Raw genomic sequence first — 23,780 nt, forward strand, 5'->3', positions numbered from 1 at the left:
CATGCCGCTTACGGGCCGTGCGTTTTGCTTTGCACCCATTCCCAGGTCCAGCATGAATCATTATCCAGCCTCGTTGAAGCAGCTTATCGACAATCTCGCCCGTTTGCCGGGGATCGGCCGCAAGAGCGCCGAACGACTGGCCCTTCATATCCTGAAGGCCCCGCACCGAGAAGCGGATCTTCTGGCGGGGAGCATTGCCGAGGTGAAACGGCGAGTCCGGCTCTGCCGCCGCTGTTTTGCTCTTTCAGAGTCCGATCATTGCCCCATTTGTGCCAACACGGCCCGTGATCAGTCACGCATCTGCGTGGTGGAAAAACCGGCGGACATGGCGGCCATTGAGACCTCCGGGGGGTACTCCGGCACCTACCATATCCTCCAGGGGGCGTTGTCGCCCATGGACGATATCGGCCCGGACGACCTGCGTATTGCAGAGCTCCTCAACCGGGTGAAGGCCGAAGGCCCGGCAGAGGTGATCCTTGCCACGGGGACCAATGTGGAAGGGGAGGCCACCGCCGCCTATATCGCCGAGAAGCTCCACCTTCTGTCGGTGCGGGTGACGCGCATTGCCTCGGGCGTGCCCATGGGCGGGGATTTGAAATATGTGGATCAGGTGACCCTGAAACGGGCCATGGAGACGCGACATGATACATAGTAGCACCACAAGTGATGACATTTTCGAGTGCACCCAGTGCGGCGAGTGCTGCACGGGTTTCGGGGGCACCTACATGACGGAAGAGGATGTGGACCGCATCGCCGATTTCATCGGCATGAGCCCGGAGCGGTTTGTGGAGACGCGCTGCCAGATTGTCGACGGCATGCCGGTGATCGCCGCAGGCGAGGACGGGCGCTGCGTTTTTTTCAAGGATAACTGCACCATCCACGAGGTGAAGCCCCGCATGTGCCGTGCCTGGCCCTTCATCGATGCCGTGGTTCGGGTCCCTTCCAACTGGGACCTCATGGCCAACGCCTGCCCGGGAATCCGGACAGGGTTTCCCCATGATGTGATCCGGCGCATTGTCGGCCAGGAGCAGAGCAAGCTCAATGAGGCCAGGCATGAAGCCGGGTCAATCTCGCCACATCTCAGGGGGCAGAAGGCGTAAGGGGGCGTCTGCCTCCTCCGGGATGGCGATGACACCCCGGCGTTCCAGCTCCCCAAGGGCTGCATGAAACCCTGCGGCGTCCCCTGCCCACAACGGCTCCACCCCACGGCGGGTCAGGGGCAGGTCCTGGTCTGCCAGGCCGGTTAAAAGCAGGTAACACGAGACGGTCTCCGTGGGGAGGCCAAGGGTGAAAATTTTCTGGTCCATGTGCATGGGACCTCCTTTCCTGAAAGGCGTGTGCATGGGCTTGTTCGGGGCTTTCCCCGGTGGGGGCCCCACTTCGCTGACACTGCGGAGTATACCAAACGGTGTCCAATTCACAACCCTTGCCGGGCCATGGTCGACACCGTGTGGATCCGGCAGAACATACACAGGCGTTTTTACTATTATGATTGGTATTTTTGACTCGGGTATCGGGGGGCTTACCACCTGCCGTGCCTTGAAACAACTCCTTCCCGGTCACGAGATGATCTATTTCGGCGACACCGCCCGCACTCCCTACGGCAGCAAGAGCCGGGAGACCGTCGTGCGGTACAGCTTAGAAAACACCCGCTTTCTCCTGGATATGGGGGCGGAGATGATCGTGGTGGGGTGCAACACGGCATCCAGCGTGGCCCCTGCGGCCATCAGGGAGGCCTTTGACGTGCCTGTGTTTGAAGTGGTGACTCCGGCTGTGGAGCAGGCCCTTGCCGCCTCGAAAAAGGGGCAGATCGGGGTGATCGGAACCCGTGGCACCATCGCAAGCAGGGTGTACGAAACCCGCATCAAAGAGATGCGCCCCACCGCGTCGGTGCATTCCAACCCCTGTCCCCTGCTGGTGCCCCTCGTGGAAGAGGGGTGGTTTGATCGCCCCGAAACCCGCAGGATCGTCAAGAGCTATATCCACCCGCTGCGGGTCCGTCAGATCGATACCCTGATTCTCGGGTGCACCCACTACCCCATGCTGGAGCCCATCATCAAGCAGAAAGCGGGGAAACGTGTCTCCATTATCAACTCCGGGGCGGCCGTGGCCCGTCAGGTCAAGGCCTATGTGGACGCCCACCCCGAGTGGCGGGACAAGGGCGGCAGCGAAGGCTGCGACCGGTTTTATGTCTCCGATTACACCCCCCAGTTTCGCTCCATCGCCGAATCCATCCTCAATCAGAAGGTGGAACTCCAGCTGGTTCAGCAGTAGCGGCGGGCGGCTTTTGGCGGGCACCCGCCATGACTCGCCCACGGATGACGGTTTTTTTTTGTGCGGGTGTGGCCTGGAGCCATGCCCGCCCAAAAGGGCCGTGCCGAATAAAGATTGATCAAATGCGGGTTTGATATTATAAATAAATACAGCGTCTTTTTCGGGCGCTTTCTTTCTTCGGATCATCCGCTGCGGGTCCCCTTGCACCCTTGGGAGCATCCGCATTTTTAAACGGCCTTTTCCGGCTGGATTTTTGTCTCTTCCTCTTTTCTTTTTCTCCTCGTGCCCCTTCGCTCACCGCCGGATGCCGGTTGCTTTGTTTCATTCTTCTCCGTGAAAACCACTCTTATGCATCATGCATTCCCCACCCGCAACGCCATGTGAGGAGGACTCCATGACCGTACGCAAGATTTTCATTGCCGGGGCCGGAAACGTCGGCTCCGCTGCCGCCGCTTTTATGGCGACCAAACAGCTCGGGAACATTCACCTCTATGATATCCTGGAGGATTTTGCCGTGGGCCAGGCCATGGATATCAACCAGTCCCTGCCGTATTGGCGGTCCGACTCCAAGGTGACGGGGTGCCGCTCTCTGGGGGAAATGGAAGGGGCGGACGTGGTGGTGATCACCGCCGGTGGCAAGAGGGCCGAGGGCATGACCCGCCTGGACCTTCTCTATCAGAACCTCGACATCATGTACGAGATCGGCGAGATGGTGATGACCCTGGCCCCGGACGCCTTTGTCCATGTCACCAGCAACCCGGTGGACGTTCTGACCTGGGCCTTGAAAGAGCGGTGGCCCAAGATGAAGGTGACGGGTCTCGGCTGCGCCCTGGATGCCATGCGGTTTCGGTTTTTCCTCGCCGAGCACTTGAATGTCTCCCGGGAGGCCGTGAACTGTACCGTTATCGGGACCCATGACGACAACATGATACCCCTGGTGAACCGGGCCGATGTGGGGGGGACCCCCGTGAAAGAGCACCTTTCTCCTGACGATGAGGATCGCCTGGTGACCCTGGTGAAGCACGGGGGCGGTGACATCGTCAAGCGCTTGAAGACGCGCAGCGGTTTTTTTGCCGCAGCCACCAAGGTGACCCAGATCGTTGAGTCCCACCTTCACAACAAGCAGCACATCTTTCCCTTGAGTGTCCTCGTAAACGGTGAGTACGGATACTCGGACATGGCCTTGTCCCTTCCCGTTTCCATCGGGGAGCGGGGGGCCCACAAGGTGTTTGAGTTTGATTTGAGCGACGAAGAGCGGATCCTGCTGGATGTGTGCGCCGACTCCATGCGCAAGGTGATTGCTGAAATACGTGAGAGGGCATAAAGGCGCGGCAGGTAACATGTGGGCTGCCCGCATGGTTTTGTGGGCGTCAACCGACAGGAACCGGAAAATCCATCGACCGAATTCAAAACGGACCGATTTCTCAAAGGGAGGAGACGGTGGGTGACTCAGGCCTTACAGCAACTTTGGAACGAAGGACGGCAACGGACAGGCGGATCTACTCCTACGATAAACATTACCCGGAGAGACGCAAAGGGGGAGACAGGCGGGGAGACGAAGAGCCCGGTGCCGAAATCGGTTTGCGGGCAGAGGGCGACGGCCCCAAGCGTACCTGACCGCTGATGCCCGGCGTTTTGCTTTGCACGGCGGAACAAGCCGGCTTTCCCCGGCCTGTAACAAGCCCTTTCTGCGCGTCGAGCCGCGCTTTTCATCCCCTTAACTCAGCATGCCACGTACTCCTTTCGGGGTGAGCTGAAAGAAACCATCCTTTTACTACAGATACCCCCCAAGGCCCCATTGATCGTGCAGACCCTGCTCTGTGTTCACTGGGGTTTTGTGATGTGGAGCTGCGAAATTTTTGTCAAAAGGGTTTTATAGCTGATTTTAAGTATTTTTGAAGCGCGTGTCCTGTTCCAGTTCGTCATAGTCAAAATCTGCGAAATCGCCTCCCGCTCGATGATATCAACCGCATGTTGCTTGATTCCTTTCAGGGAAAAGTCAGCCAATGCCTCCGGGGATTTGGTGGCAAGGTCCCGGATCTCTCCCATGAGGTGGTCGTAGATGGGAGGGGCTGCAGGGGAGGCGCCGTTAATCCGGGGAGACTCCTCATCGAGGATTTCGCTGAGGGTGGCCTGATCACAGCCTATGAGAAGAATTCGTTTCAGGGCACTGAGAAGCTGCCGGACGTTTCCTGGCCATGGGCAGCGGCAAAGCCTGTCGAAGGTGTAGGTGTTGAGCGGGCTGATCTCCCGGTCCGTGTATATCCGCCGGTAGACCTGCGTGTAATGGGCAATGAGCTCGGGGATATCCTCGGGACGTTCCCGTAACGGGGGGATGTGGATTTTGACCATGTTCAGCCGGTAGTAAAGGTCCTGGCGGAACTCTTTCTTTTCTATTTTCTGCTGCAGGTCGTGGTTTGTGGCAGAAATGACCCAGGTGTTGGATCTCAAGTTGGTTTCAGAGCCCAGGCGGCTGTACTCCCCGCTTTGAAGCACGTGAAGGAGTTTTGCCTGGAGATGAAAGGTCATGTCTCCGATCTCGTCTAAAAACAGGACCCCGTCGTCGGCCAGTTCGAATTTACCCTTGCGCATTTTGTGGGCACCCGTGTAGGCGCCCTGTTCGATCCCAAAGAGTTCGCTTTCAAGGAGCGTGTCCGGAATGGCGGCACAGTTGACCTTGACGAACTCTTTTTTGTTTCGCAGGGATGTCTCGTACAGGGAGCGTGCGACAACCTCTTTACCCACACCGGTTTCGCCGGTAATGACGACGTTGAGGGCCGCGTTCCGCGCGATGCGGCTTACTGTCTCGCGAATTTTATTCATGGCGGGGCTGACCCCGACGAGGATGGTGCTCATGATGTCACCCTGGGGAATATATAGGTTCGGCCTCAACCCTTGGGGGGACGGGCCTGGCAGGGACACAACGGATCGGTCGGAATACTCAGGGACTTAAAGGCCATGTGCGCTTAAGAGGGGGGCGTGTCAGTGCCCAATTTATCTCCAGCGTGAATGGTGTCCCATGAGTGTGTATTAAAATCAGTTCCAACGTTTGTGTTTGTTGTGACTGGATCGCGTATCGCGAAATCAAGGAGTTAATTAATAAATGAAATATTTTTCCATGGCAAGAGTAAAGATGGTTTTTTACTCCTGGGTGTGTGCTGTGATCCTTGACAGGTAATAATATATTGTATTTTTATAATCTGTTGACGCGCACCCTTTCGGTAGGTATATAAGTGAATCTTCTGGAACTCGATATTGCCTTTTACTATGACTGTGTGGGGCTTGATGAAGGAATCAGGTAGTAATGCCAGTATTGATTTTGAATTTATCGCAGGGATGGTAGTTAAGTGGTACTGGGTCCTGTTGATACCCGTTACGATCTCCGTTTTTGTGGGGATATATCTGATTTATACCTCCCAGAGATTTTACGAGGCAAGGACGGTCATTCTGGTCCAGCCCCAGAAATTACCCACGGATGTGGTGCGAAACATCATCGCCGAGGACATTAACACCCGGGTGAGTACGCTTTCCCAGCGCATCAAGAGCCGAACGAATCTCGAGAAAATCATTGACGAATTTCATCTGTTTTCCAGTCACGAGTCAAAAGACATGTACATGGAGGACAAGATCGACACCCTCCGCCGGCGCATATCGTTTAAGGTGACCAACGGGCGAAATCGCAATGCAGACTCCTTTGCCGTCACATACAAGGGCACGGATCCTGTCCGTGTCACAAAAATTACCCAGTCCCTGGCATCGTATATCATCGATGAAAACCTGAAGCTCAGGGAAACCCAGGTTCTCGGGACCAACTCTTTTCTGGAAGATGAGCTGGAGACCATGAGGAAAAAGCTCGTGAAGACGGAGACGGGGCTCAAGGAGTACCGCGAGCGATACATGGGAGGGCTGCCGGAGCAGTTGAACAGCAACCTGCGTATCCTGGCCTCCCTTAACGAACGCCTGCCCCATGCCAGGAACGAGGTCAGGGCCACAAAGCTCCAACTGGACGCGGTGCGCCAGAAACTCAGCCTGGCCTCCGGGACCGGTGGGCCTGCCGCCGCCGTTACGGACCAGGGGAAAAGCGAGCTGGAACGCCTCAAAGAAGAGCTGAACGTCCGGCTGAAACGCTACACCAAACGGCACCCGGATGTGCGCAGGCTCAAAGCGTCCATTGCCGCCCTGGAAGAGCAGCCCGCCGAAGAAGCCGGCCCTTTGCAGGAGGCACCCAAGCCCCGGGCCGCATCGCTTCTTGATCGCCAGAGACGTGAGATCCTGGCGGAGCTTGCCGTCAGTGAAAAAGAGCTCACACAGCTCAAGGCCCAGATCGCAATCTATAAAAAAAGGGTGGAGGATACCCCCCGAAGGGAACAGGAGCTGCTCTCCCTCCAGAGGGATTACGAGAACATCCGCGGTGCCTACCACTCTCTTCTGGGCCGTCAGCTTGAGGCCCAGATTGCCGTGAACATGGAAAAGAAGCAGAAGGGCGAACAGTTTCGCATTATTGACCCTGCAAGGGTCCCGGAAAAACCGGTGGAGCCCGACATGAAAAAAATAGTGCTGTTTGTTCTGGCCGCCGGCCTGGGCCTCGGCTGCGGGGTGGTCGGGCTTCTGGAGTTCATGTTCCAGACCTTTCGAGGCCGCCGTGCCGTTGAGTCGGCCACCTCCGTGCCCGTCATCGCCACGATCCCCAACATGGAAGGATCCGGTGGGGTCCGTGCCCTTCTCTGGAAGCGGGTGGTCCCCATCTCCGGGGGGGCCATGGCATTTTCCCTTATCGGGGTGTTTCTCTGCCTTGCCTACCTGAAAGGGTGAGTCCATGGGTGTTCTAAGTAAAAGGGAAGAGACTCCGGACGGCGAACACATCGGCACCCCAGGGGGCCTCGGGCCTCCGGGTGAGGTTGCCGCCAAAAAACTCGTGACCCTTTCGGACCCCTGGGGGTACAGCTCGGAACAGTTTCGGGCCGTCAAGACCTCCATTATGTTTCCCGCTGACGGGCGCGATATTCGAACCCTTCTTGTGACAAGCGCCGTCCCCGGGGAAGGCAAAACCTTTGTGGCGGCAAACATTGCGGCGTCCCTTGCCGGCAGCATGGACAACCATGTGCTTATTGTCGACAGCGATATGAGGCGTCCGTCCATGGCCGAATTTTTCTCGCTGCCCCCCGGAGCGTCTGGCCTGGACCTTTATTTGAACCACCGATGCCCCCTTGAAGACGTGATTTATCGTACGGGCATTGATAAATTATCCCTTATTCCGGCGGGAGGCGGTGTGCCCAACCCGTCGGAGCTGATTACCTCGTCCACCATGACTCAGATGATTGCAGATGTCCGGGCGCGCTATTCAGATCGTTATGTGATTATTGATTCCCCCCCCCCCTTTGTTTGCCCCGGAGACCATCGCCATATCCAAGTATGTCGACGGGATTGTTGTTGTGATTCGAAATGATAAAACGCAGAAAAAATCTGTGGCGGAGTTGCTGGACAGGCTGGACCGGGACAAGGTCATCGGCATCGTCCTGAACAGGCACAACGCCCCCTTTGGCATGGGATACGGCTACAGAAATCCATCCCCTTACGGCAAGAAGCCGAGCAAAAAAAAGTAAGTGCTCACGTAAAATAAAGATGTCTGAACAAGACTGAAGCATGCCGCAGTGATTAGTCCCGGGGACTCCGTCTGCCCCCTTGTCTGTATGGCACCATGTGCCCGACCTAAGACTGGAATTCACGGTTCTCTGCTCGACCCGTGACATATCCGGGTTCGCAGGCCGGGACGCGACAAGCCATGGGATAAATCGCTGCGAAATAGAGGTTTCACTGTGACTCGCCTTGCCGCCGGAGGCATCGCCTTTTCGTGTGCAGGGTCTGTGGTTTGACTTGCGACACACCGGTGCCTCCCATGGTGGCGGCATCATGACGTATTAATGGACCAGCAGGTGGTAGTGACTCGATATGATCAACGTTTTTAGAAGCTATTATACTATACGCAATCTGTTTTTGATTATGCTTGAAAGTGTGCTCCTTTATCTGTGCATCCTGTTTTCGGCGACTCTTTTTGCGGGCGGCGAAGGGGCCGGGGATTTGTCGGGCCTCTCCACGAAGGCGGGGCTTGTTGTCTCCACCTGCATTTTCTGCCTTTACTGCAACAATATCTATAGCTTGAAAGATACGAATGGCTACGCAGACCTGGCCTTTAAGCTGTTTCAGTCCTTTGGCGCGGCCATGATTCTGCTGGCGATGGTGTATGCGGCTTTCAACCAGGCCATCATCGGTACGAAGTTCTTTTTTGTCTATATCCCCGTCGTGGTGGCGATTCTTTCGATCTGGCGGTTTTTTTATGTCTACCTGCTCAAGTCCGGTGTGCTGAGCCAGAGCATCTATATTATCGGGGACAGCGACCTGGCCATCGATATCTGCCGGGAGACAGAAGCCGAGATCGACTGCGGGTATCGCGTCAAAGGGATCCTTTCGCGCAACCCCCTCAAGGGGATGGAATCGGTTACGGCCCCGCACATCAACACCTACGATAATTTAGCCGCAACAGCCAAAGCAAACGGCATCAAGCGCATCGTGGTTGCCCTGAAAGAGAAACGGGGCAATTTTCCCATCGACGAACTCCTCCTGTGCCGTGTGAGCGGCATCGATGTGGTTGAGGGCAATACCTTCTATGAGATGTTGACGGGGAAATTCCTTGTCTCATCCATCAACCCCACCTGGCTGATCTTTTCAAACGGATTCAAAAAGAGCCGGATTCGAAACATCTTCAAACGGCTCGAGGATCTGTTTGCCTCCGTTATTCTGCTGGCCCTTTTTTCTCCCCTGATTCTTGTTACGGCCCTTCTTATCAAATGGGACTCCAAGGGACCGGTGCTTTTTTCCCAGGATCGCCTGGGAATTCGGCACAAGCCATACAGGCTCTATAAGTTCAGGTCCATGGTGGAGAATGCCGAGGGCCTCAGCGGTCCCGTATGGGCCAGTAGAGAGGACCCCCGGGTTACCCGTGTGGGGAAATTCATCAGGACATGGCGAATCGACGAACTCCCGCAATTGTTCAACGTACTCAAGGGAGACATGAGCCTTGTGGGACCGCGTCCGGAAAGGGAGCATTTCGTCAAGCAGCTGGAGGCCCAGGTGCCCTACTACGCCGAGCGGTTCATCGTCAGGCCCGGAGTCACGGGGTGGGCCCAGGTGCGGTATGAGTACGGCGACTCCGTGGAAGATGCCATGGAGAAGCTCAACTACGACCTTTTTTACATCAAGAACATGAGCATTTTCATGGATGTCGTGATCGTGTGCCGGACCATCCGCACGGTTCTTTTCGGGGTGGGGGCCAGGTAGCTGCCCTGTCGGTTGGGGGGCTTCGGCCACCATTCAACCGGTGCCTGGAAGGCTCACGTAAGACCTGTTTGTCAAACTTTTTAAAAGTTTGGCCCCCGGCAGGGCCGCCGGAGGCTTGTTTGAGCTGAATAGTGACCCGTTTTTCTGTTGGTCGGGGACGGCAATTTTACGTTGGTATCGTGGGCTCATGGAACCCAAGGGGCGAAGCTATGTCTTGTCGTCAGGTCGTTGCGGTTGTCTTGGTTGTGCTGTTGGCTGGGGTTTTCTCAGGGACCCCGGCCCGGGCAAAAAAAAGGGAAGAGCCAAACTATACCCTGGGCTATGGGGACGTGATCGATGTCCTGGTGTGGAAGGAGGCGGATTTTACGGTTGAAGGCCTCACGGTACGTCTCGACGGAAAAATCACCTTGCCCCTGGTCAATGATATCCGGGCCGAAGGACAGACAACCCGGCAACTCAAGGCCCACCTTGAAATTGTTCTGCGAAAGTATATTGAGAGCCCCGTGGTGACAGTGCTCTTAAAAGAGGCTCGGAGCCAGCGGTTCTATATCCTCGGGGAGGTCATGCAAACGGGGGAGTATTCCCTGACCAAAGAGTTGACGGTCCTTCAGGCCTTTGCCATCGCCGGCGGGTTTACCGAGTGGGCAAAAAAGAAGGACATCTTTGTGCTGCGCAGGAAAGAGACAGGCGAGGCGGTGATCCCTGTGAACTACCTGGATATCATCTCCGGAAAAGACCTCAAGGGCAACATCGTCATCCGGGCGGACGACACCATTGTGGTGCCGTGAGCCGTATGCTTTGTTCCCATGCCGGGCGATGCCCCGGCACGGGCAGCGTTCAAGGGGCTATGACCCGCTTTGCGCCACGGGGATCTCTTCGGGCCTTGCTGCTGCCGGTAATCTGGTTTGCTTGGGGGCTGACCTGTGCCCCTTGTTTTGCAGAGGTCCGGCTCGGGGTCACGTCCCAGGTGGAGTACAATGACAACCTTTTTCTAGAACCCTCGGAGGGGACCTCGGATTTTTTGTATCGGGTGTTTCCCTGGGTGGATTTGACGGAGAGGGGGCGCCGTCATCAGGTCAACCTTGCCTACCGTCCCAGCTACACCTGGTATGACCGAAACACCGAGTACAACCAGGCGGGCCATAACGCCGACCTGGGTCTTTCCGTCAACGTGACCAGGCATGTGGACCTTTTTTTCGACAACCATATCGAGCGCAGCGAGGAGGGGACCTCGGACCGGCAATCCCTGCAGGGGGCCTCACGGTTGCCGGTGACGAATCTCTCCTCGACCCTGGCCGCCCTCTGGGCAACGGGCCGGGACGAATCGTTCAGGGTGTCCTGTACGGGGGAGTCCCTGGATTACGACAGCCAGAGTCCCTCCGAGGACAGCCGCGAAGCCAGAGGGGAGGTGACCTGGCGGACGCAGGTGGGGGACCATCGGTTCCTGACCCTTGAGGCGGATTACGTGAAAGGCTGGTACGACGTCAGCTCTTCCTACCGGCAAGGCAGCGGCACCTTGGGGGCTGAGCATGGGGTGACCGCAAAAAAACGCCTGTTCGGCAGGGTCGGGGTTTCAACGTACACCAGCGACGGGCGAACGGATTACGTCACCGTCAACCCCTACGCGGGGGTGGCCGGGGAGTTTCCGAGGGGCCGGTATGATCTGGGCGCAGGGGTCCTGATCCGGGAAGAAGAGGACGCCGATACCACCTGCAGGCTTTCGGTGGTGGGAACCGCAGAGATCGAAAAACAGTGGCGGCGCGGTGACCTGTCCGCCTGCCTTGAGACCGGCCATGAAGAGAATTATATCGATTTTGATACACCCGGATTTACCACCTTTGTCACCGGCCTTGTCACCGGAGGGTACCTTCCGGCAAAGGGATGGCGGGTGGACGGCAGCTGCGAGGTGCGCGGCGACGACTACCTTGAGAACCGCGCCGGAAGGGAAGACAGGCAGGATGTGACCGTCCGGCTGACGGGTGGCGCTGAGTACCAGCTCATGAAGCAGGCCACCGTGAGGCTGGATTGCCATCACCGTTTAAGGCGATCGAACCTTGCAGAGCATGAGTACGACGAAAACAGCATTGTCCTGACCCTGAATATGTATACACGCTAACGGGCAAGGCTTTGGGCCTTGTCTCCCATGACACCAAGGGCTCGGGTAAAAATAAATAGGTTGGTCGTGCTATTTATTTTTTCTTCAGCCCCAACCAACATTAAACTGGGTGAACTGTGATTCCTGAACAAGAGATTCAAATTGCCGTGATCGGCCTGGGGTATGTCGGGCTTCCGCTGGCCGTGGCCTTCGGACACCTGTTTCCGACGGTGGGCTATGACATCAATGAAGGGCGTGTCAACGAGCTTGAGGGCGGTGAAGACTCCACCCTGGAAGTTGCCCCGGAAGAGCTCAAAGGGGCGAGGCTCCTTACCTATACCTGCGATCTGGAGGCCTTGAAACGGTGCAATGTCTACATTGTGACCGTGCCCACGCCCATCGACGGGAACAAGCGCCCGGACCTGAGCCCCCTTGAAGGGGCCAGTGAACTGGTGGGGCAGGTGGTGGGGAAAGGGGACGTGGTGATCTATGAATCCACGGTGTACCCCGGGGCCACGGAAGAGGTGTGTGTGCCTATCATTGAGCGGGTCTCAGGTCTGGCCCTGAATACCGATTTTTATGCGGGCTACAGCCCGGAGCGCATCAACCCCGGGGACAAAGAGCACCGGGTGACATCGATCCTCAAGGTGACCTCAGGCTCCACCCCGGAGGCCGCAGAGTTCGTAGACAGCCTTTACGGCAAGGTGATTGACGCAGGGACCCACAAGGCAAGTTCCATTCGTGTGGCCGAAGCGGCCAAGGTCATCGAGAACACCCAGCGGGACCTTAACATCGCCCTGATCAACGAGCTTGCCATCATGTTCAATCGCATGGAGATCGATACGGAAGAGGTGCTCAATGCCGCAGGCACCAAGTGGAATTTTCTCCCGTTTCGACCGGGCCTGGTGGGGGGGCACTGCATCGGGGTCGACCCCTACTACCTGACCCATAAGGCCCAGGAGATAGGGTACCACCCCGAGATTATCCTTGCCGGGCGGCGGATCAACGACGGCATGGGGGCCTACGTGGTTTCCGAAGTGGTCAAGCAGATGATCAAGCGGCGGATCCAGGTCCAGGGGGCTTCGGTGCTCATCATGGGCCTCACCTTCAAGGAAAACTGCCCGGACCTTCGAAACACGCGGGTGGTGGACATGGTCAACGAGCTCTCCGAGTATCATGCCGAGGTGGCTGTGTACGACCCCTGGATCGATGGGCAGGAGGCCGAAGAAGAATACGGGATAAGGCCCATCGACGCACCGGGGCCGGGGAGCTACGACGCGGTGATCCTTGCCGTGGCCCATGACGAGTTCAAGGCGATGGGCATTGATGCCATAAGGGCCCTGGGCAAGGAGCGCCACCTGCTCTTTGATATCAAGTACCTGTTCCCCGCAGACCAGGTGGACGCGAGGTTATGATCATGACTCCGTTTGCAGGCCTTGAAAAAGAGCTGAGCAGGGAGCCGCAGACCTGGCTGATTACCGGGGTGGCAGGCTTTATCGGGTCCAATCTGCTGGAAACCCTTCTCAAGCTGGATCAGCAGGTGGTGGGGCTGGACAACTTCGCAACGGGGCACCGGAGAAACCTTGATGAGGTCCAGGCCCTGGTGACCGAGGTGCAGTGGGCCCGTTTTGAATTGATCTCAGGGGACATCACGGACATAGAAACCTGCCGGAGGGCATCAAGGGGTGTGGACTTCGTGCTGCATCAGGCCGCCCTGGGCTCGGTGCCGCGGTCCATCGAAGACCCCCTGGCAACCCATGCCAGCAACAACACGGGGTTTCTCAACATGCTGCTGGCGGCCCGGGACAACGGGGTGAAACGTTTTGTCTATGCCGCCTCAAGCTCTACCTACGGCGATCATCCGGGGCTGCCCAAGGTGGAGGAGACCATCGGCAGCCCCCTGTCCCCCTATGCCGTGACCAAATACGTCAATGAGCTTTATGCGGATGTCTTTGCGCGGGCCTATGGTATGGGCTCCATCGGGCTTCGGTATTTTAATATCTTCGGCCCCCGCCAGGACCCCGACGGCGCCTACGCCGCGGTGATCCCCAGGTGGATCGCCGGGTGCCTGAATCAGGAACCCGTGTTTATCAACGGCGACGGAGAGACCAGCCGCGATTTCTGCTATGTGAAAAACGCGGTGCAGGCCAACCTCCTTGCCGCCACCACCCGAAACGATGAGGCCGTCAACCAGGTGTACAACGTGGCCGTGGGGGACCGCACCACCCTGGTCCGGCTTTACGGGGCCATTCGAAAGAGCCTTGCCGGCCGGGTGGGGGGCTTGACGCTGCCGGAGCCCGTGTACCGGGATTTTCGCGCCGGAGATGTCAGGCACTCCCAGGCCGATGTCTCCAAGGCCGCCCGCCTGCTGAATTACCGCCCCACCCACCGGATCACCGAGGGCCTTGAAGAGGCCATGGACTGGTACGTCGGGTTTTTCAGGGGCAAAGACGGGGTCCCTCATTCAGGCACACGGAAGGCTGCAAGGTGAGCCCCCGTACCCAAAACCAAGCCCTTCCCCACGGGCGCATGGTGTGCCTTGTATTGGTGATGCTGGTCGCCGCCGTGGCCATTCGGGGCATGCATCTCACCGAATCCGTGCCCCTGAAACAGTCCTTTGAGGCCTTTCCCATGGAGATCGGGCCGTGGACCGGTGAAACGAGCCGCTTTGACGAGAAAATTTACGAGGCCCTGGGCGTGGACGACTCCATCCTGGGAACCTACCGGACGGCACGGGGGGATGCGGTACAGCTCTACATCGGGTATTACCACAGCCAGAAAAAGGGCGATCTTATTCACTCCCCGAAGAACTGCATGCCAGGCTCGGGCTGGGCCATCACCCACTCGTCCCTGGAAGAGGTGAGGGGCACTGGCCCCGGTGATACCTTTCAGGCCATCAAGCTTTTCATTGAAAACGGCGGTGAGCGGCACGTGGTGCTCTACTGGTTCCAATCCAGGGGGCGGATCATCTCATCGGAGTACATGCAGAAGATCTACCTTGTGGTGGACTCCATTTTCAAGCGACGCACCGACGGCTCCTTTGTCCGGCTGATCTCGCCTGTTCGCGGCGGGGATGCCGATGCCGCCACCCAACAACTGAAAGCCTTTGCCCATGACCTCGCACCTGTCCTCCATGCGTACCTTCCTTCATAGGGCGATAAGCGCCCGGCCACAAGCGGTGGGCTGTGCCCACGGGGTGCTGCTGGCCGCCTCCTTCGGTTTTTTGTACCTGGGAACCCTGGCGGAGCTCACCTCGGACTGGAACACCAACCCCAATTTCTCCCATGGGTACCTTGTCCCGCTCATCTCGGGATTTCTGATCTGGCGCCGGAAAGAGCAGTTGAAAGCGCTTCCCATCACCCCTTCGCACCTGGGGCTGGCGGTGTTTGGCGGGGGGCTGCTGCTTTTCTTCGTGGGAACCATCGGGGCCGAACTCTTTGTGATGCGATGCTCCATGCTGGTCACCCTGGCCGGGATCATTCTGTTTTGCCTGGGCAGGCAGTGGGCCAAGGCCCTGGCCGTGCCGGTGGGGTACCTGGTCTTCATGATTCCCCTGCCCAGCATCATCTGGAACAAGATCGCCTTTCCCCTGCAGCTCATGGCCGCTTCGGGGGCTGCCCACGCCCTGCCTCTGTTTGGGGTGTCGGTATTTCGGGAGGGCAATGTCCTGCACCTGGCATCCACCACCTTAGAGGTCGTGGATGCCTGTTCGGGGCTCCGGTCCCTCATGGCGCTCCTGGCCCTGGGGGCTGCCTTTGCCTTCATCTCCCCCCTTGCACCCTGGAAAAAATGGATCCTGTTTTTGTCCTCTGTTCCTGTTGCCGTGCTGGTGAATGTCTTACGGCTTACGGTCACCGGCATGATGGCCGTGTACATCAGCCCGGAGACAGCCCACGGGACGATGCATGATCTTTCCGGGATGGTGGCCTTTGGCGCGGCGATTTTTTTTCTCTTCGTGATAAATCAATGTTTGGAAACGTGAAAGCACCCACATTATGACCCATTTAAAAAAACGGATTCATTTGATTGCGGCGGCGCGGCCGAACTTCATGAAAATTGCTCCGCTGTACCATGTCCTGGCCCGCAGCGGCTGGGCCGAGCCGGTCATCGTCCATACCGGGCAGCATTACGACGACAACATGTCTGACGCCTTTTTCAGGGATTTTCATCTTCCGGAGCCGCACATTCACCTGGGGGTGGGAAGCGGAAGCCATGCCGAACAGACCGGACGGGTGATGATGGCCTATGAACGGGTTCTGTTAAAGGACCCCCCGGATCTTCTCGTGGTGGTGGGGGATGTCAACTCCACGTTGGCGACAACCATTGCGGCAGCCAAGCTGGGGGTGCCCATCGCCCATCTGGAGGCGGGCCTGAGGTCCTTTGACATGTCCATGCCCGAAGAGATCAACCGCCTGGTAACAGACAGGCTCTCCCATTATCTCTGGACCCCCTCGCAAGACGGTGACGCCAACCTGATGCAGGAAGGGGTGGCCCCGGAGAAGATCCAGTTCGTGGGCAATATCATGATCGATGCCTTTGAGATGCTGAGGGAAAAGATTGAAGCCCGGTCCGTGTGCACGCGCCATCACCTGAAGGCCGGGAACTACGGGGTGGTCACCCTTCACAGGCCGTCCAACGTGGACGACGATGACACCTTGAAGGCCTTGTGCGAGGTGCTGGTGCGCATCTCAAAAAAGATTCCCCTGGTGTTTCCCGTTCACCCGAGAACGGCCAAGCGGTTGGCGGAAACCTCGCTTATGGACGGGCTGAAAGCCCAGCCGAACCTTACGTTTTGTGATCCCCTGGGCTACATCGAGTTCATGAGCCTGGTGTGCGACGCGCGGTTTGTGCTCACCGATTCCGGCGGCGTTCAGGAAGAGACCACCTACCTCAAGATCCCGTGCCTGACCCTTAGGCCAAACACGGAACGCCCCGTGACGGTCACCATAGGCTCCAATCGTCTCTGCACCGTAAGAAATATTGAGGCGTCCGTTGACGGGATCCTGCAGGCCCCTTGCCACGGTTTTGAGGTCCCCGAGTTGTGGGACGGGCAAACCGCCCAACGCGTGGCGTCGTCGATCCGAAAAATTGTGGGGGCAGAAGAGGGGGTCGCCCATGGCGCCTGAGACGGGTCCCGACACCCGGGGCAAAGGGGCCTTTGTCTTTACGGTGGACGTCGAAGACTGGTTTCAGGTGGAGAACTTCAAGCCGTGGATTCCCTTTGAGTCGTGGCCGCACCGGGAGCTGCGGGTGGAGAAAAATATCCATGGGCTGCTGGATCTTCTGGACGGGGGAGGGCAGCGGCGGGAGGCGACCTTTTTTGTGCTGGGCTGGCTTGCCGAACGGTATCCCCACCTGGTGCGGGAGATTTATGGCCGCGGCCATGAGATCGCATCCCACGGGTTTAATCATCATCTGCCCGCCATGCAGACCAGAAAGGCCCTGCGGGAGGACCTCCTGAAGAGCCGCACACTCCTTGAGGACCTGATCGGGGAGAGGGTGTGGGGGTATCGGGCCCCGAGTTTTGCAGTAAACGAAGAGGTGCTGGCCCTCATTCAAGAGTGCGGGTACCTCTATGATTCAAGTTACAACTCCTTTGACCGGCACGGCCGGTACGGCAGGCTGGATGTCTCGGGGTTTCTTCGGAGGGGCATCGCCATCAAGCTTCAAGACGATTTTTATGAGGTGCCTGTCAGCAACCTCACGTTAGGGGACCAGGTCATCCCCTGGGGTGGCGGAGGGTATTTCAGGATGATCCCGGCCCGGCTTTACGCCGGGGGGGTGCGCCGCCAGATGAACCGGGACGGGGCCTTTGTCTTTTACACCCACCCCTGGGAGCTGGATCCCGGCCAGCCCAGGGTGAAAGGGGCATCGGCCCAGTATGCCTTCAGGCATTACATCAACCTGAATCGCACGGCCGGGAAGCTGGCCCATTGCTTACAAGCACTCGGCCCGGTCCGGTTCACAGGGTGCCGGAATTATCTGCGTCTGATGGGAGACGCCGTTGCCTGTCAAAAAGAGAAAGAGGCGATTTATGGTTAAGGTCAGGGTATTCCAGGCTGGGGATGAGCACCGGTGGGACCGGTATGTCAACGGGCATGCCGACGGCACCTTTTTCCATCTGGTGTCGTGGAAACACGTGGTGGAAACGACCTTCGGGCATCGGTCCTGGTATTTGATCGCAGAAGATGAAGAAGACCGTATGGTGGGGGTCTTGCCCCTGTTTGAGATCAAGAGCCTGTTGTTCGGACACTTTGTCGTGTCCACGCCCTTTGCGGAAACCGGGGGGCCCTTGACCGACTCGGATGCGGTCACGGCAAGACTCCTGGACGAATCGGACACCATCGCCAAAAAGACAAAATGCCACTACGTGGAGTTTAGAAACCGCCACGGCATGCCGGACCTGCCCACCAAGGATCTTTACTACAACTTTAAAAAAGAGATCTCCTCCAGCGATGACGCCAACCTGAAGGCCATCCCGAGAAAATCCAGGGCCATGGTCCGCAAGGGCATCAAGATGGGCTTGCGGTCGGAATTCGGCAACCATCTGCTGGATGAGTTTTATGACATTTTGTCCAAGAACTACCACCGGCTGGGCACACCAGTGTTTCAAAAGAGGTTTTTTGTCAATTTCCTGAAATGCTGCGGGGAGAACGCACGGATCATGGTGGTGCGGACCCCCGAAGGCCGCGCGGCCTCGGCGGTGCTTACCTTTTACTACAAAAACCACGTGATCCCCTACTATGCAGGTTCGGATTTCCGGCTCAGGCACCTGGCCCCCAACGACTTCATGTACTGGGAGCTCATGCGCGACGCCAGCTGGAAAGGGTGCCACTGCTTCGATTTCGGCCGCAGCAAAAAGGGGACAGGCTCTTTTCACTTTAAAAAGAACTGGGGCTTTGAGCCGGAGCCCCTGGCGTACCAGTACCACCTCCTGGACGTGGGGGAGATGCCTGACCTGAGCCCGGCCAACCCCAAGTACCAGAGGCGCATCGAGATGTGGCGGCGCATGCCCCTGCAGGCAACCCGGGTGGCCGGACCCATGCTGTCCAAGTATCTTGTTTGATATTCGGTTGCCTCCGGCGGCCCTGCCGGGGGCTAAACTTTTAAAAAGTTTAACAAACAGGCCATAAAAAAATCTGTTTGAATGAATTTCGTTTTAAAGGCGGATTTGCTTTGACCCGAGGGACGAGGGGCAAAGCAAATCCGCAACCTGCTTTCAAGGTGGCACACCTTGCCGCCGGAGGCATAACTGAATAGTTACCCTTTCTTTTTTGATCTGGTGGAGCCCATGAGCCGCGTCCTGTACCTTGCCCACAGAATTCCCTACCCCCCCAACAAGGGGGATAAAATAAGGTCTTACAACACCATCCGGCACCTTGCCTTGAACCACGAGGTGGACCTGATCTGCCTCGCCGACGACCGGCGGGACCTCAAGCACCGCAAAGAACTCTCCGCTTTGTGCCGAAGGGTGGCGGTGCTGCCCTTGAACACCTTCAAAGCCAAGGTCAACGGGGTGTGCAGTTTTTTGAAGGGGGCAACCATCTCTGAGCGCTACTTTTACCGCCGCAGGTTTCAGCGGATCTTTAACGCCTGGACCCGGGAGACGCCCTACGATGCCGTCATCTGTTTCTCGTCCCCCATGGCCCAGTACCTGCTGGAGGATGATTTTGTCGCTTCAAAGGACGGATCCATGCGCCTGGTCATGGATTTTTGCGATGTGGATTCGGACAAGTGGGTCCAGTATGCCGGAAAGACAAAATTTCCACTGAATGTATTGTATAAAAACGAAGGGCTGCGCCTGCTGCGTTATGAGCAAAAGGTACACAGAATGTTTGATCGCTCTATTTTCGTATCAGATCACGAGGCGTCTTTGTTTAAGGCCTTGTCAAAGGATGAGGAGCGGATATTCGTCGTCCCCAACGGGGTGGACAGCGACTATTTTTCTGAGCATGAACGTGATGTTTCCCAACGGAGCGGAAAGCCCATGCTGATGTTTGCCGGGGCCATGGATTACTATGCCAATGTCGACGGGGTCCGGTGGTTTTGCCACGATATCCTGCCGGAGGTTCGACGGGGACACCCGGACATCGTGTTCAATATCGTCGGCAGCAACCCCCTTCCCACCGTCACAGAGCTTTCAGCCATGGACGATGTCCATGTGACGGGCTTTGTCAAAGACATTCGCCCCTACTACCAGGAAGCCGATGTCTGCGTCATTCCCCTTCGCATCGCAAGGGGGGTTCAAAACAAAGTCCTGGAAGCCATGGCCATGGGAAAGACCGTGGTGACAACACCTGCGGCGATCCAGGGCATCCAGGTGACACACGGGAAGCACGTTCTGGTGGCCGACAGCCCCAAAGGGTTTTCAGAGACCATCTTGTCCCTTATGGATGACCCCGAGCGAAGGGTCGAGTTGGGACAGGCCGCAAGGGCCTGTGTCCAGCGCGACTATTCGTGGAACCGGAATGTGTCCAAACTGATGGATATCGCCCTTCATTAAAAACTTTCTGGCCAACGAGTAAAGGCATCACATGAAAATTCTCCACATTCTCGATCACAGCCTGCCCCTGCACAGCGGGTATACCTTCCGAAGCCAGAGTATTTTTGAAGCCCAGAGAAACATGGGCTATGAACCTGTGGTGTTGACGACTCCCAAGCAGGAGGAAAACTGGAAAGGCGATTCCACGGGCAGGGACGTTATCAACGGGTTTCACTATTACAGAGCGGGCAAGGTGGAAGGCAGGGCGTGGCCGGTGCTGTACGAAGCAAAGCACATGGTAAAAACCTATCGCAGGATCATGGAGATTCTAAAGCGCGAAGACATCGGGCTTATCCACGCTCACTCTCCGTCCTTGAACGGTCTTCCCGCACTGCTTGCCGGAAAAAAGACGAAGACGCCTGTTGTGTATGAAATTCGAGCCTTTTGGGAAGACGCGGCCGTGGATCACGGGGCTTACAAAGAGGGCGCCTTAAAATACAGGCTGACAAAGTACATCGAAACAAAGGTGTGCAAAAAAGCGGGCCATGTCGCCATATTGTGCAATGGGCTGAAAAAAGACCTTGAGAAACGGGGCATTGCCGGTGACAAAATTACCCCGGTGTTCAACGGGGTAAACCCTGATGACTTTGCTCCATGCAAACCCGATGAGGAATACCGGAGAAAATGGGGCGTGGAGGGGAAAAAAGTCATCGGCTTTATCGGCTCGTTCTATCGCTACGAAGGGCTGGATCTTCTGGTGAAGGCCTTCGGTAAACTGAGCCGGAACGATGACGGGTGCGTGCTCCTCCTCGTGGGGGGGCGGGGAGATGGAGGCTGAGCTGCGCGCCCTGGCAAGGCAGATGGGGATTGAGGATCGGGTTATTATGCCGGGACGGGTGCCCCACGAGCGGGTCGCGGGGGTCTACGCCATGGTCGATGTGCTTGTCTACCCGCGATACCCCATGCGCTTGACGGAGCTGGTGACCCCGCTCAAGCCCCTTGAGGCCATGGCCATGGGAAAGGCTCTCATTGCAAGCGATGTCGGTGGGCACCGTGAGCTCATCACCGACGGGGAAACAGGCGTGATGTTTCCCGCAGGAGATCTGGAAGGCCTGGTGGCTGCGCTGGGAAAGGTACTCTCGGACGGACACCTGGCGGCAACCTTGGAGCAGGAGGGAAAGGCATGGGTGTCCCGGGCCCATACCTGGGCGAAAACCACCTCTGTGTACCGCGATATCTATGATGCCCAGGTTCACGTTGGGTAGCGTCATTTTTCATGGGCTTGGAGAGATAGTGCAATGTGTGGAATAGCAGGCATCATCAACACGGATCGTGCACCGGTATCACCCGATATCCTGAAAAAAATGGCCGATGTTTTGAAACATCGCGGACCGGATGATGAAGGTTTTTTCATGAACCGCCCCGAGGCTGAACCTCGCCCAAAGTGGAAGCACGTCCCGGGGCAGGGGCATGTGGGCCTGGCCCACAGGCGGCTCAGCATCATTGCCCTGGACAGCGGGCATCAGCCCATTCCCAATGAAGACCGGTCTGTGTGGGTGACGTACAACGGGGAAATCTACAACTATGCGTCCATCAAAACCGAGTTGACGGGAAAAGGGCACCGCTTTGCCACAGACTCGGATACCGAGGTGATTGTCCATGCCTATGAAGAGTGGGGGGATGCGTGCGTACAAAAATTCAGGGGGATGTTTGCCTTTGTCCTGTGGGACCAGCGCAGGGACAGGATCTTTGCAGCCCGGGACAGGGTGGGGATCAAGCCGTTATACTATTTTTTTGAGACCGGCCGGTTTGTTTTTGGATCGGAGATCAAAGCGATTTTAGAGCACCCCGATGTACCCAGAAAGGTGCGTTCTGAGTCGGTATGCGATTACTTCCACCTGATGTATGTCCCCGGTCCGGAGAGCATTTTTGACGGCATACACAAGCTCTTGCCCGGTCACACCCTGAGCATCGAAGATGGCGTCATGCGCACTGACGAGTATTGGGATATCTCCTTTGCCCAGACCCTTGACCTTACGGAGGATGAATGGTGCCGCAGGGTTCGTCACAAACTTGAGGAAGCCATTGACTTACGTATGCTAAGCGACGTCCCCTTGGGGGCGTTTTTAAGTGGCGGGGTGGACTCCGGCGCTGTTGTTGCCCTCATGGCGGGCTTAAGCGAGGCCCCGGTCAAAACAGCTTCCATCGGGTTTGCAGACGAAACATTCAACGAGCTTCCCTATGCCCGAAGGATCGCCGAGCAATACAACACACACCACCATGAAAAGACCGTGGATGCCGACTCCCTGGCTATCCTGGATAAACTTGTGTGGCATTTCGACGAGCCCTTTGCCGACTCATCGGCCATCCCAACGTATTATGTGTCCCAGATAGCAAGGGAAAAAGTGACCGTTTCACTCTCCGGTGACGGAGGCGATGAAAATTTTGCGGGATACAGGCGCCACCTCTTTGATTTTGCAGAGAATCGCCTGCGGGCCGTGTTTCCCGAATGGTTCAGGAAAACCGTTATTTCGGGGTTGGCGGATATTTGCCCCAAGGCGGATCGCCTGCCCAGGTTTTTACGGGCCAAAACCCTGTTGACCAATTTGTCCAGGGAGCCCGTGCAAGGGTATTACAACTCCATGGCGTGGTTCCAGGGTGCACCTGATCTGTTCAGCCCTGAGATGAAAAAAGAACTCAACGGGTATTCGCCCGTATGTCACTATGAAAGGTATTTCAGGAAAAGCGATGCCTCCTGCCCCCTCTCCCGGGTTCAATACACGGACATGAAGACCTATCTGGTGGATGACATCCTCACCAAGGTGGACCGCGCAAGCATGGCGAACTCACTGGAAGTTAGGGTCCCGGTTCTGGACCATGAGTTCATGGAGCTGGTGGCCGCCATGCCCTCGAACCTGAAGCTGAAAAAACGGGAAGGCAAATACATCTTTAAGAAATCCCTGGCAGGTCACCTGCCCCACGACTGCATGTACCGGGAGAAAAAAGGGTTCTCCATTCCCCTGTCCTCCTGGGTAAAAAACGATCTGAAGCCCGTCTTTGAAGACACCGTCCTGAGCAAGAACAGTTTTTGCAGCAATTACCTCAACGAAAAGGCCGTTGAAAGGCTTTGGGACCAGCACCAAAAAGGGCAACGGGACTTTGCCTTCGAGATCTGGGCGATTCTCATCTTCGAGCTCTGGGGACGGCGATGGCTTTCCTGATGGTGCCCTCTATGGTCAAAATCGATTCAAGAAGCGTGCCTTCTATGGTTAAAGTCTGATGAATCACAGGGTCAAGAGGGCTCAAGAAAGAACAAAAGCAATGCCTCCGGCGGCGAGGTGTGCCACCTCGAAAGCAGATTGCGAATGCGCTTTCCCCTTCGTTCCTCAGGGAAAATCACATTCACTTTTGATTTTGATTGGCCTGAATTTGCTTTTTAAAACCTGTTTATTAAACTTTTTAAAAGTTTAGCTCCCGGCAGGGCCGCCGGAGGCAGTTTTAACTTGGCTGCCTCCGGCGGCAAGGGGCTGAGCCCTTTGACCCCAGGCTCGCGAATGCTCTCGGCCTTCGTTCCTCAGGCCGATCACATTCGCT

General features: G+C 57.0%; 25 protein-coding genes. 22 read left to right on the top strand and 3 right to left on the bottom strand.

All coding sequences use genetic code 11. The features are described from left to right. Positions 1-52 precede the first annotated feature (52 nt). Complete coding sequence (gene recR, locus BLQ12_RS04410) at positions 53-652, top strand: recombination mediator RecR (protein WP_092209005.1); 600 nt, start codon at positions 53-55, stop codon at positions 650-652. Next, positions 642-1,100: a YkgJ family cysteine cluster protein gene (locus tag BLQ12_RS04415; RefSeq protein ID WP_092208657.1), complete on the top strand. Its 459-nt coding sequence runs from the start codon at positions 642-644 to the stop codon at positions 1,098-1,100. Before recR ends, BLQ12_RS04415 begins: the two co-directional genes overlap by 11 nt. Here BLQ12_RS04415 and BLQ12_RS04420 read toward each other — a convergent pair. Beyond that, the gene (locus BLQ12_RS04420; protein ID WP_139163828.1) at positions 1,065-1,307 is read right to left on the bottom strand and encodes a hypothetical protein; all 243 of its coding nucleotides are present in this window, start codon (positions 1,305-1,307) and stop codon (positions 1,065-1,067) included. The two genes, BLQ12_RS04415 and BLQ12_RS04420, sit on opposite strands and share 36 nt — an antisense overlap. 181 nt (positions 1,308-1,488) lie before the next feature. Here BLQ12_RS04420 and murI point away from each other — a divergent pair, with 181 nt between their 5' ends. Beyond that, the gene (gene murI, locus BLQ12_RS04425; protein ID WP_092208661.1) at positions 1,489-2,274 is read left to right on the top strand and encodes a glutamate racemase; all 786 of its coding nucleotides are present in this window, start codon (positions 1,489-1,491) and stop codon (positions 2,272-2,274) included. Between the two features lie 136 nt (positions 2,275-2,410). On the opposite strand, the gene BLQ12_RS26850 is transcribed toward murI, so the two are convergent. After that, positions 2,411-2,599: a hypothetical protein gene (locus tag BLQ12_RS26850; RefSeq protein ID WP_139163829.1), complete on the bottom strand. Its 189-nt coding sequence runs from the start codon at positions 2,597-2,599 to the stop codon at positions 2,411-2,413. A gap of 69 nt (positions 2,600-2,668) precedes the next feature. Here BLQ12_RS26850 and BLQ12_RS04430 point away from each other — a divergent pair, with 69 nt between their 5' ends. After that, positions 2,669-3,598 (top strand): malate dehydrogenase, encoded by a 930-nt coding sequence (locus tag BLQ12_RS04430; RefSeq protein WP_152005797.1) that lies wholly within the window; start codon positions 2,669-2,671, stop codon positions 3,596-3,598. A 116-nt stretch (positions 3,599-3,714) separates the two neighbouring features. Further along, positions 3,715-3,891 (top strand): hypothetical protein, encoded by a 177-nt coding sequence (locus tag BLQ12_RS27285; RefSeq protein ID WP_175469492.1) that lies wholly within the window; start codon positions 3,715-3,717, stop codon positions 3,889-3,891. Positions 3,892-4,098: 207 nt separating this feature from the next. Here the strand turns inward: BLQ12_RS27285 and BLQ12_RS04435 are convergent, their stop codons facing one another. After that, entirely contained in the window at positions 4,099-5,130 is a 1,032-nt protein-coding gene (locus BLQ12_RS04435) for a sigma 54-interacting transcriptional regulator (RefSeq protein WP_092208665.1), read from the bottom strand. A 429-nt stretch (positions 5,131-5,559) separates the two neighbouring features. Between BLQ12_RS04435 and BLQ12_RS04440 the strand changes: the two genes are divergently transcribed. The 17 genes from BLQ12_RS04440 (at position 5,560) to asnB (ending at position 23,407) form a co-directional block, all read left to right on the top strand. Continuing rightward, a complete protein-coding gene (locus BLQ12_RS04440; RefSeq protein ID WP_175469493.1) occupies positions 5,560-7,086 on the top strand; it encodes a GumC family protein in 1,527 nt (508 codons plus the stop codon). A 4-nt stretch (positions 7,087-7,090) separates the two neighbouring features. Beyond that, complete coding sequence (locus BLQ12_RS04445; RefSeq protein WP_092208669.1) at positions 7,091-7,720, top strand: polysaccharide biosynthesis tyrosine autokinase; 630 nt, start codon at positions 7,091-7,093, stop codon at positions 7,718-7,720. Beyond that, the gene (locus BLQ12_RS26855) at positions 7,707-7,877 is read left to right on the top strand and encodes a CpsD/CapB family tyrosine-protein kinase (RefSeq protein ID WP_139163830.1); all 171 of its coding nucleotides are present in this window, start codon (positions 7,707-7,709) and stop codon (positions 7,875-7,877) included. The genes BLQ12_RS04445 and BLQ12_RS26855 overlap by 14 nt, the downstream gene beginning before the upstream one ends. Before the next feature lie 397 nt (positions 7,878-8,274). Further along, the gene (locus BLQ12_RS04450; RefSeq protein WP_175469494.1) at positions 8,275-9,609 is read left to right on the top strand and encodes a sugar transferase; all 1,335 of its coding nucleotides are present in this window, start codon (positions 8,275-8,277) and stop codon (positions 9,607-9,609) included. A 209-nt stretch (positions 9,610-9,818) separates the two neighbouring features. Beyond that, positions 9,819-10,397, top strand: coding sequence for a polysaccharide biosynthesis/export family protein (locus BLQ12_RS04455; protein WP_092208673.1), 579 nt, complete (start codon positions 9,819-9,821; stop codon positions 10,395-10,397). Between the two features lie 179 nt (positions 10,398-10,576). Beyond that, complete coding sequence (locus BLQ12_RS04460; RefSeq protein ID WP_175469495.1) at positions 10,577-11,725, top strand: outer membrane beta-barrel protein; 1,149 nt, start codon at positions 10,577-10,579, stop codon at positions 11,723-11,725. Positions 11,726-11,841: 116 nt separating this feature from the next. Further along, positions 11,842-13,119, top strand: a complete 1,278-nt coding sequence (tviB, locus tag BLQ12_RS04465) for a Vi polysaccharide biosynthesis UDP-N-acetylglucosamine C-6 dehydrogenase TviB (protein WP_092208677.1) — start codon at positions 11,842-11,844, stop codon at positions 13,117-13,119. A gap of 2 nt (positions 13,120-13,121) precedes the next feature. Continuing rightward, the gene (locus tag BLQ12_RS04470; protein WP_092209007.1) at positions 13,122-14,195 is read left to right on the top strand and encodes an NAD-dependent epimerase/dehydratase family protein; all 1,074 of its coding nucleotides are present in this window, start codon (positions 13,122-13,124) and stop codon (positions 14,193-14,195) included. Further along, entirely contained in the window at positions 14,192-14,857 is a 666-nt protein-coding gene (locus BLQ12_RS04475; RefSeq protein ID WP_254781970.1) for an exosortase C-terminal domain/associated protein EpsI, read from the top strand. The genes BLQ12_RS04470 and BLQ12_RS04475 overlap by 4 nt, the downstream gene beginning before the upstream one ends. Next, positions 14,817-15,686: an exosortase gene (locus tag BLQ12_RS04480; RefSeq protein WP_254781972.1), complete on the top strand. Its 870-nt coding sequence runs from the start codon at positions 14,817-14,819 to the stop codon at positions 15,684-15,686. Before BLQ12_RS04475 ends, BLQ12_RS04480 begins: the two co-directional genes overlap by 41 nt. Positions 15,687-15,699: 13 nt before the next feature. Further along, entirely contained in the window at positions 15,700-16,830 is a 1,131-nt protein-coding gene (gene wecB / locus BLQ12_RS04485) for a non-hydrolyzing UDP-N-acetylglucosamine 2-epimerase (protein ID WP_092208681.1), read from the top strand. Next, positions 16,820-17,746, top strand: coding sequence for an XrtA system polysaccharide deacetylase (locus BLQ12_RS04490; protein ID WP_092208683.1), 927 nt, complete (start codon positions 16,820-16,822; stop codon positions 17,744-17,746). The genes wecB and BLQ12_RS04490 overlap by 11 nt, the downstream gene beginning before the upstream one ends. Then, a complete protein-coding gene (locus BLQ12_RS04495; RefSeq protein ID WP_092208685.1) occupies positions 17,739-18,770 on the top strand; it encodes a FemAB family XrtA/PEP-CTERM system-associated protein in 1,032 nt (343 codons plus the stop codon). Before BLQ12_RS04490 ends, BLQ12_RS04495 begins: the two co-directional genes overlap by 8 nt. 225 nt (positions 18,771-18,995) lie before the next feature. Beyond that, entirely contained in the window at positions 18,996-20,207 is a 1,212-nt protein-coding gene (locus BLQ12_RS04500) for a TIGR03087 family PEP-CTERM/XrtA system glycosyltransferase (RefSeq protein ID WP_092208686.1), read from the top strand. 31 nt (positions 20,208-20,238) lie between these two features. Beyond that, the gene (locus BLQ12_RS27655; protein WP_092208687.1) at positions 20,239-21,024 is read left to right on the top strand and encodes a glycosyltransferase; all 786 of its coding nucleotides are present in this window, start codon (positions 20,239-20,241) and stop codon (positions 21,022-21,024) included. Beyond that, positions 21,014-21,451, top strand: a complete 438-nt coding sequence (locus BLQ12_RS27660) for a glycosyltransferase (RefSeq protein WP_217640238.1) — start codon at positions 21,014-21,016, stop codon at positions 21,449-21,451. The genes BLQ12_RS27655 and BLQ12_RS27660 overlap by 11 nt, the downstream gene beginning before the upstream one ends. Positions 21,452-21,484: 33 nt before the next feature. Further along, entirely contained in the window at positions 21,485-23,407 is a 1,923-nt protein-coding gene (gene asnB, locus BLQ12_RS04515) for an asparagine synthase (glutamine-hydrolyzing) (protein ID WP_092208690.1), read from the top strand. Positions 23,408-23,780: the final 373 nt, after the last annotated feature.

Origin of the sequence: Desulfoluna spongiiphila (genome assembly GCF_900101345.1) — a bacterium.
Classification (GTDB): Bacteria; Desulfobacterota; Desulfobacteria; order Desulfobacterales; family Desulfolunaceae; genus Desulfoluna; species Desulfoluna spongiiphila.

Coding starts and splice junctions, on each gene's coding strand:
- recR (WP_092209005.1), top strand. CDS start 53: ATGAATCATTATCCAGCCTCGTTGAAGCAGCTTATCGACAATCTCGCC.
- BLQ12_RS04415 (WP_092208657.1), top strand. CDS start 642: ATGATACATAGTAGCACCACAAGTGATGACATTTTCGAGTGCACCCAG.
- BLQ12_RS04420 (WP_139163828.1), bottom strand. CDS start 1,307: ATGGACCAGAAAATTTTCACCCTTGGCCTCCCCACGGAGACCGTCTCG.
- murI (WP_092208661.1), top strand. CDS start 1,489: ATGATTGGTATTTTTGACTCGGGTATCGGGGGGCTTACCACCTGCCGT.
- BLQ12_RS26850 (WP_139163829.1), bottom strand. CDS start 2,599: ATGAAACAAAGCAACCGGCATCCGGCGGTGAGCGAAGGGGCACGAGGA.
- BLQ12_RS04430 (WP_152005797.1), top strand. CDS start 2,669: ATGACCGTACGCAAGATTTTCATTGCCGGGGCCGGAAACGTCGGCTCC.
- BLQ12_RS04435 (WP_092208665.1), bottom strand. CDS start 5,130: ATGAGCACCATCCTCGTCGGGGTCAGCCCCGCCATGAATAAAATTCGC.
- BLQ12_RS04440 (WP_175469493.1), top strand. CDS start 5,560: ATGAAGGAATCAGGTAGTAATGCCAGTATTGATTTTGAATTTATCGCA.
- BLQ12_RS04445 (WP_092208669.1), top strand. CDS start 7,091: ATGGGTGTTCTAAGTAAAAGGGAAGAGACTCCGGACGGCGAACACATC.
- BLQ12_RS04450 (WP_175469494.1), top strand. CDS start 8,275: ATGCTTGAAAGTGTGCTCCTTTATCTGTGCATCCTGTTTTCGGCGACT.
- BLQ12_RS04455 (WP_092208673.1), top strand. CDS start 9,819: ATGTCTTGTCGTCAGGTCGTTGCGGTTGTCTTGGTTGTGCTGTTGGCT.
- BLQ12_RS04470 (WP_092209007.1), top strand. CDS start 13,122: ATGACTCCGTTTGCAGGCCTTGAAAAAGAGCTGAGCAGGGAGCCGCAG.
- BLQ12_RS04480 (WP_254781972.1), top strand. CDS start 14,817: ATGACCTCGCACCTGTCCTCCATGCGTACCTTCCTTCATAGGGCGATA.
- wecB (WP_092208681.1), top strand. CDS start 15,700: ATGACCCATTTAAAAAAACGGATTCATTTGATTGCGGCGGCGCGGCCG.
- BLQ12_RS04490 (WP_092208683.1), top strand. CDS start 16,820: ATGGCGCCTGAGACGGGTCCCGACACCCGGGGCAAAGGGGCCTTTGTC.
- BLQ12_RS04495 (WP_092208685.1), top strand. CDS start 17,739: ATGGTTAAGGTCAGGGTATTCCAGGCTGGGGATGAGCACCGGTGGGAC.
- BLQ12_RS04500 (WP_092208686.1), top strand. CDS start 18,996: ATGAGCCGCGTCCTGTACCTTGCCCACAGAATTCCCTACCCCCCCAAC.
- BLQ12_RS27655 (WP_092208687.1), top strand. CDS start 20,239: ATGAAAATTCTCCACATTCTCGATCACAGCCTGCCCCTGCACAGCGGG.
- BLQ12_RS27660 (WP_217640238.1), top strand. CDS start 21,014: ATGGAGGCTGAGCTGCGCGCCCTGGCAAGGCAGATGGGGATTGAGGAT.
- asnB (WP_092208690.1), top strand. CDS start 21,485: ATGTGTGGAATAGCAGGCATCATCAACACGGATCGTGCACCGGTATCA.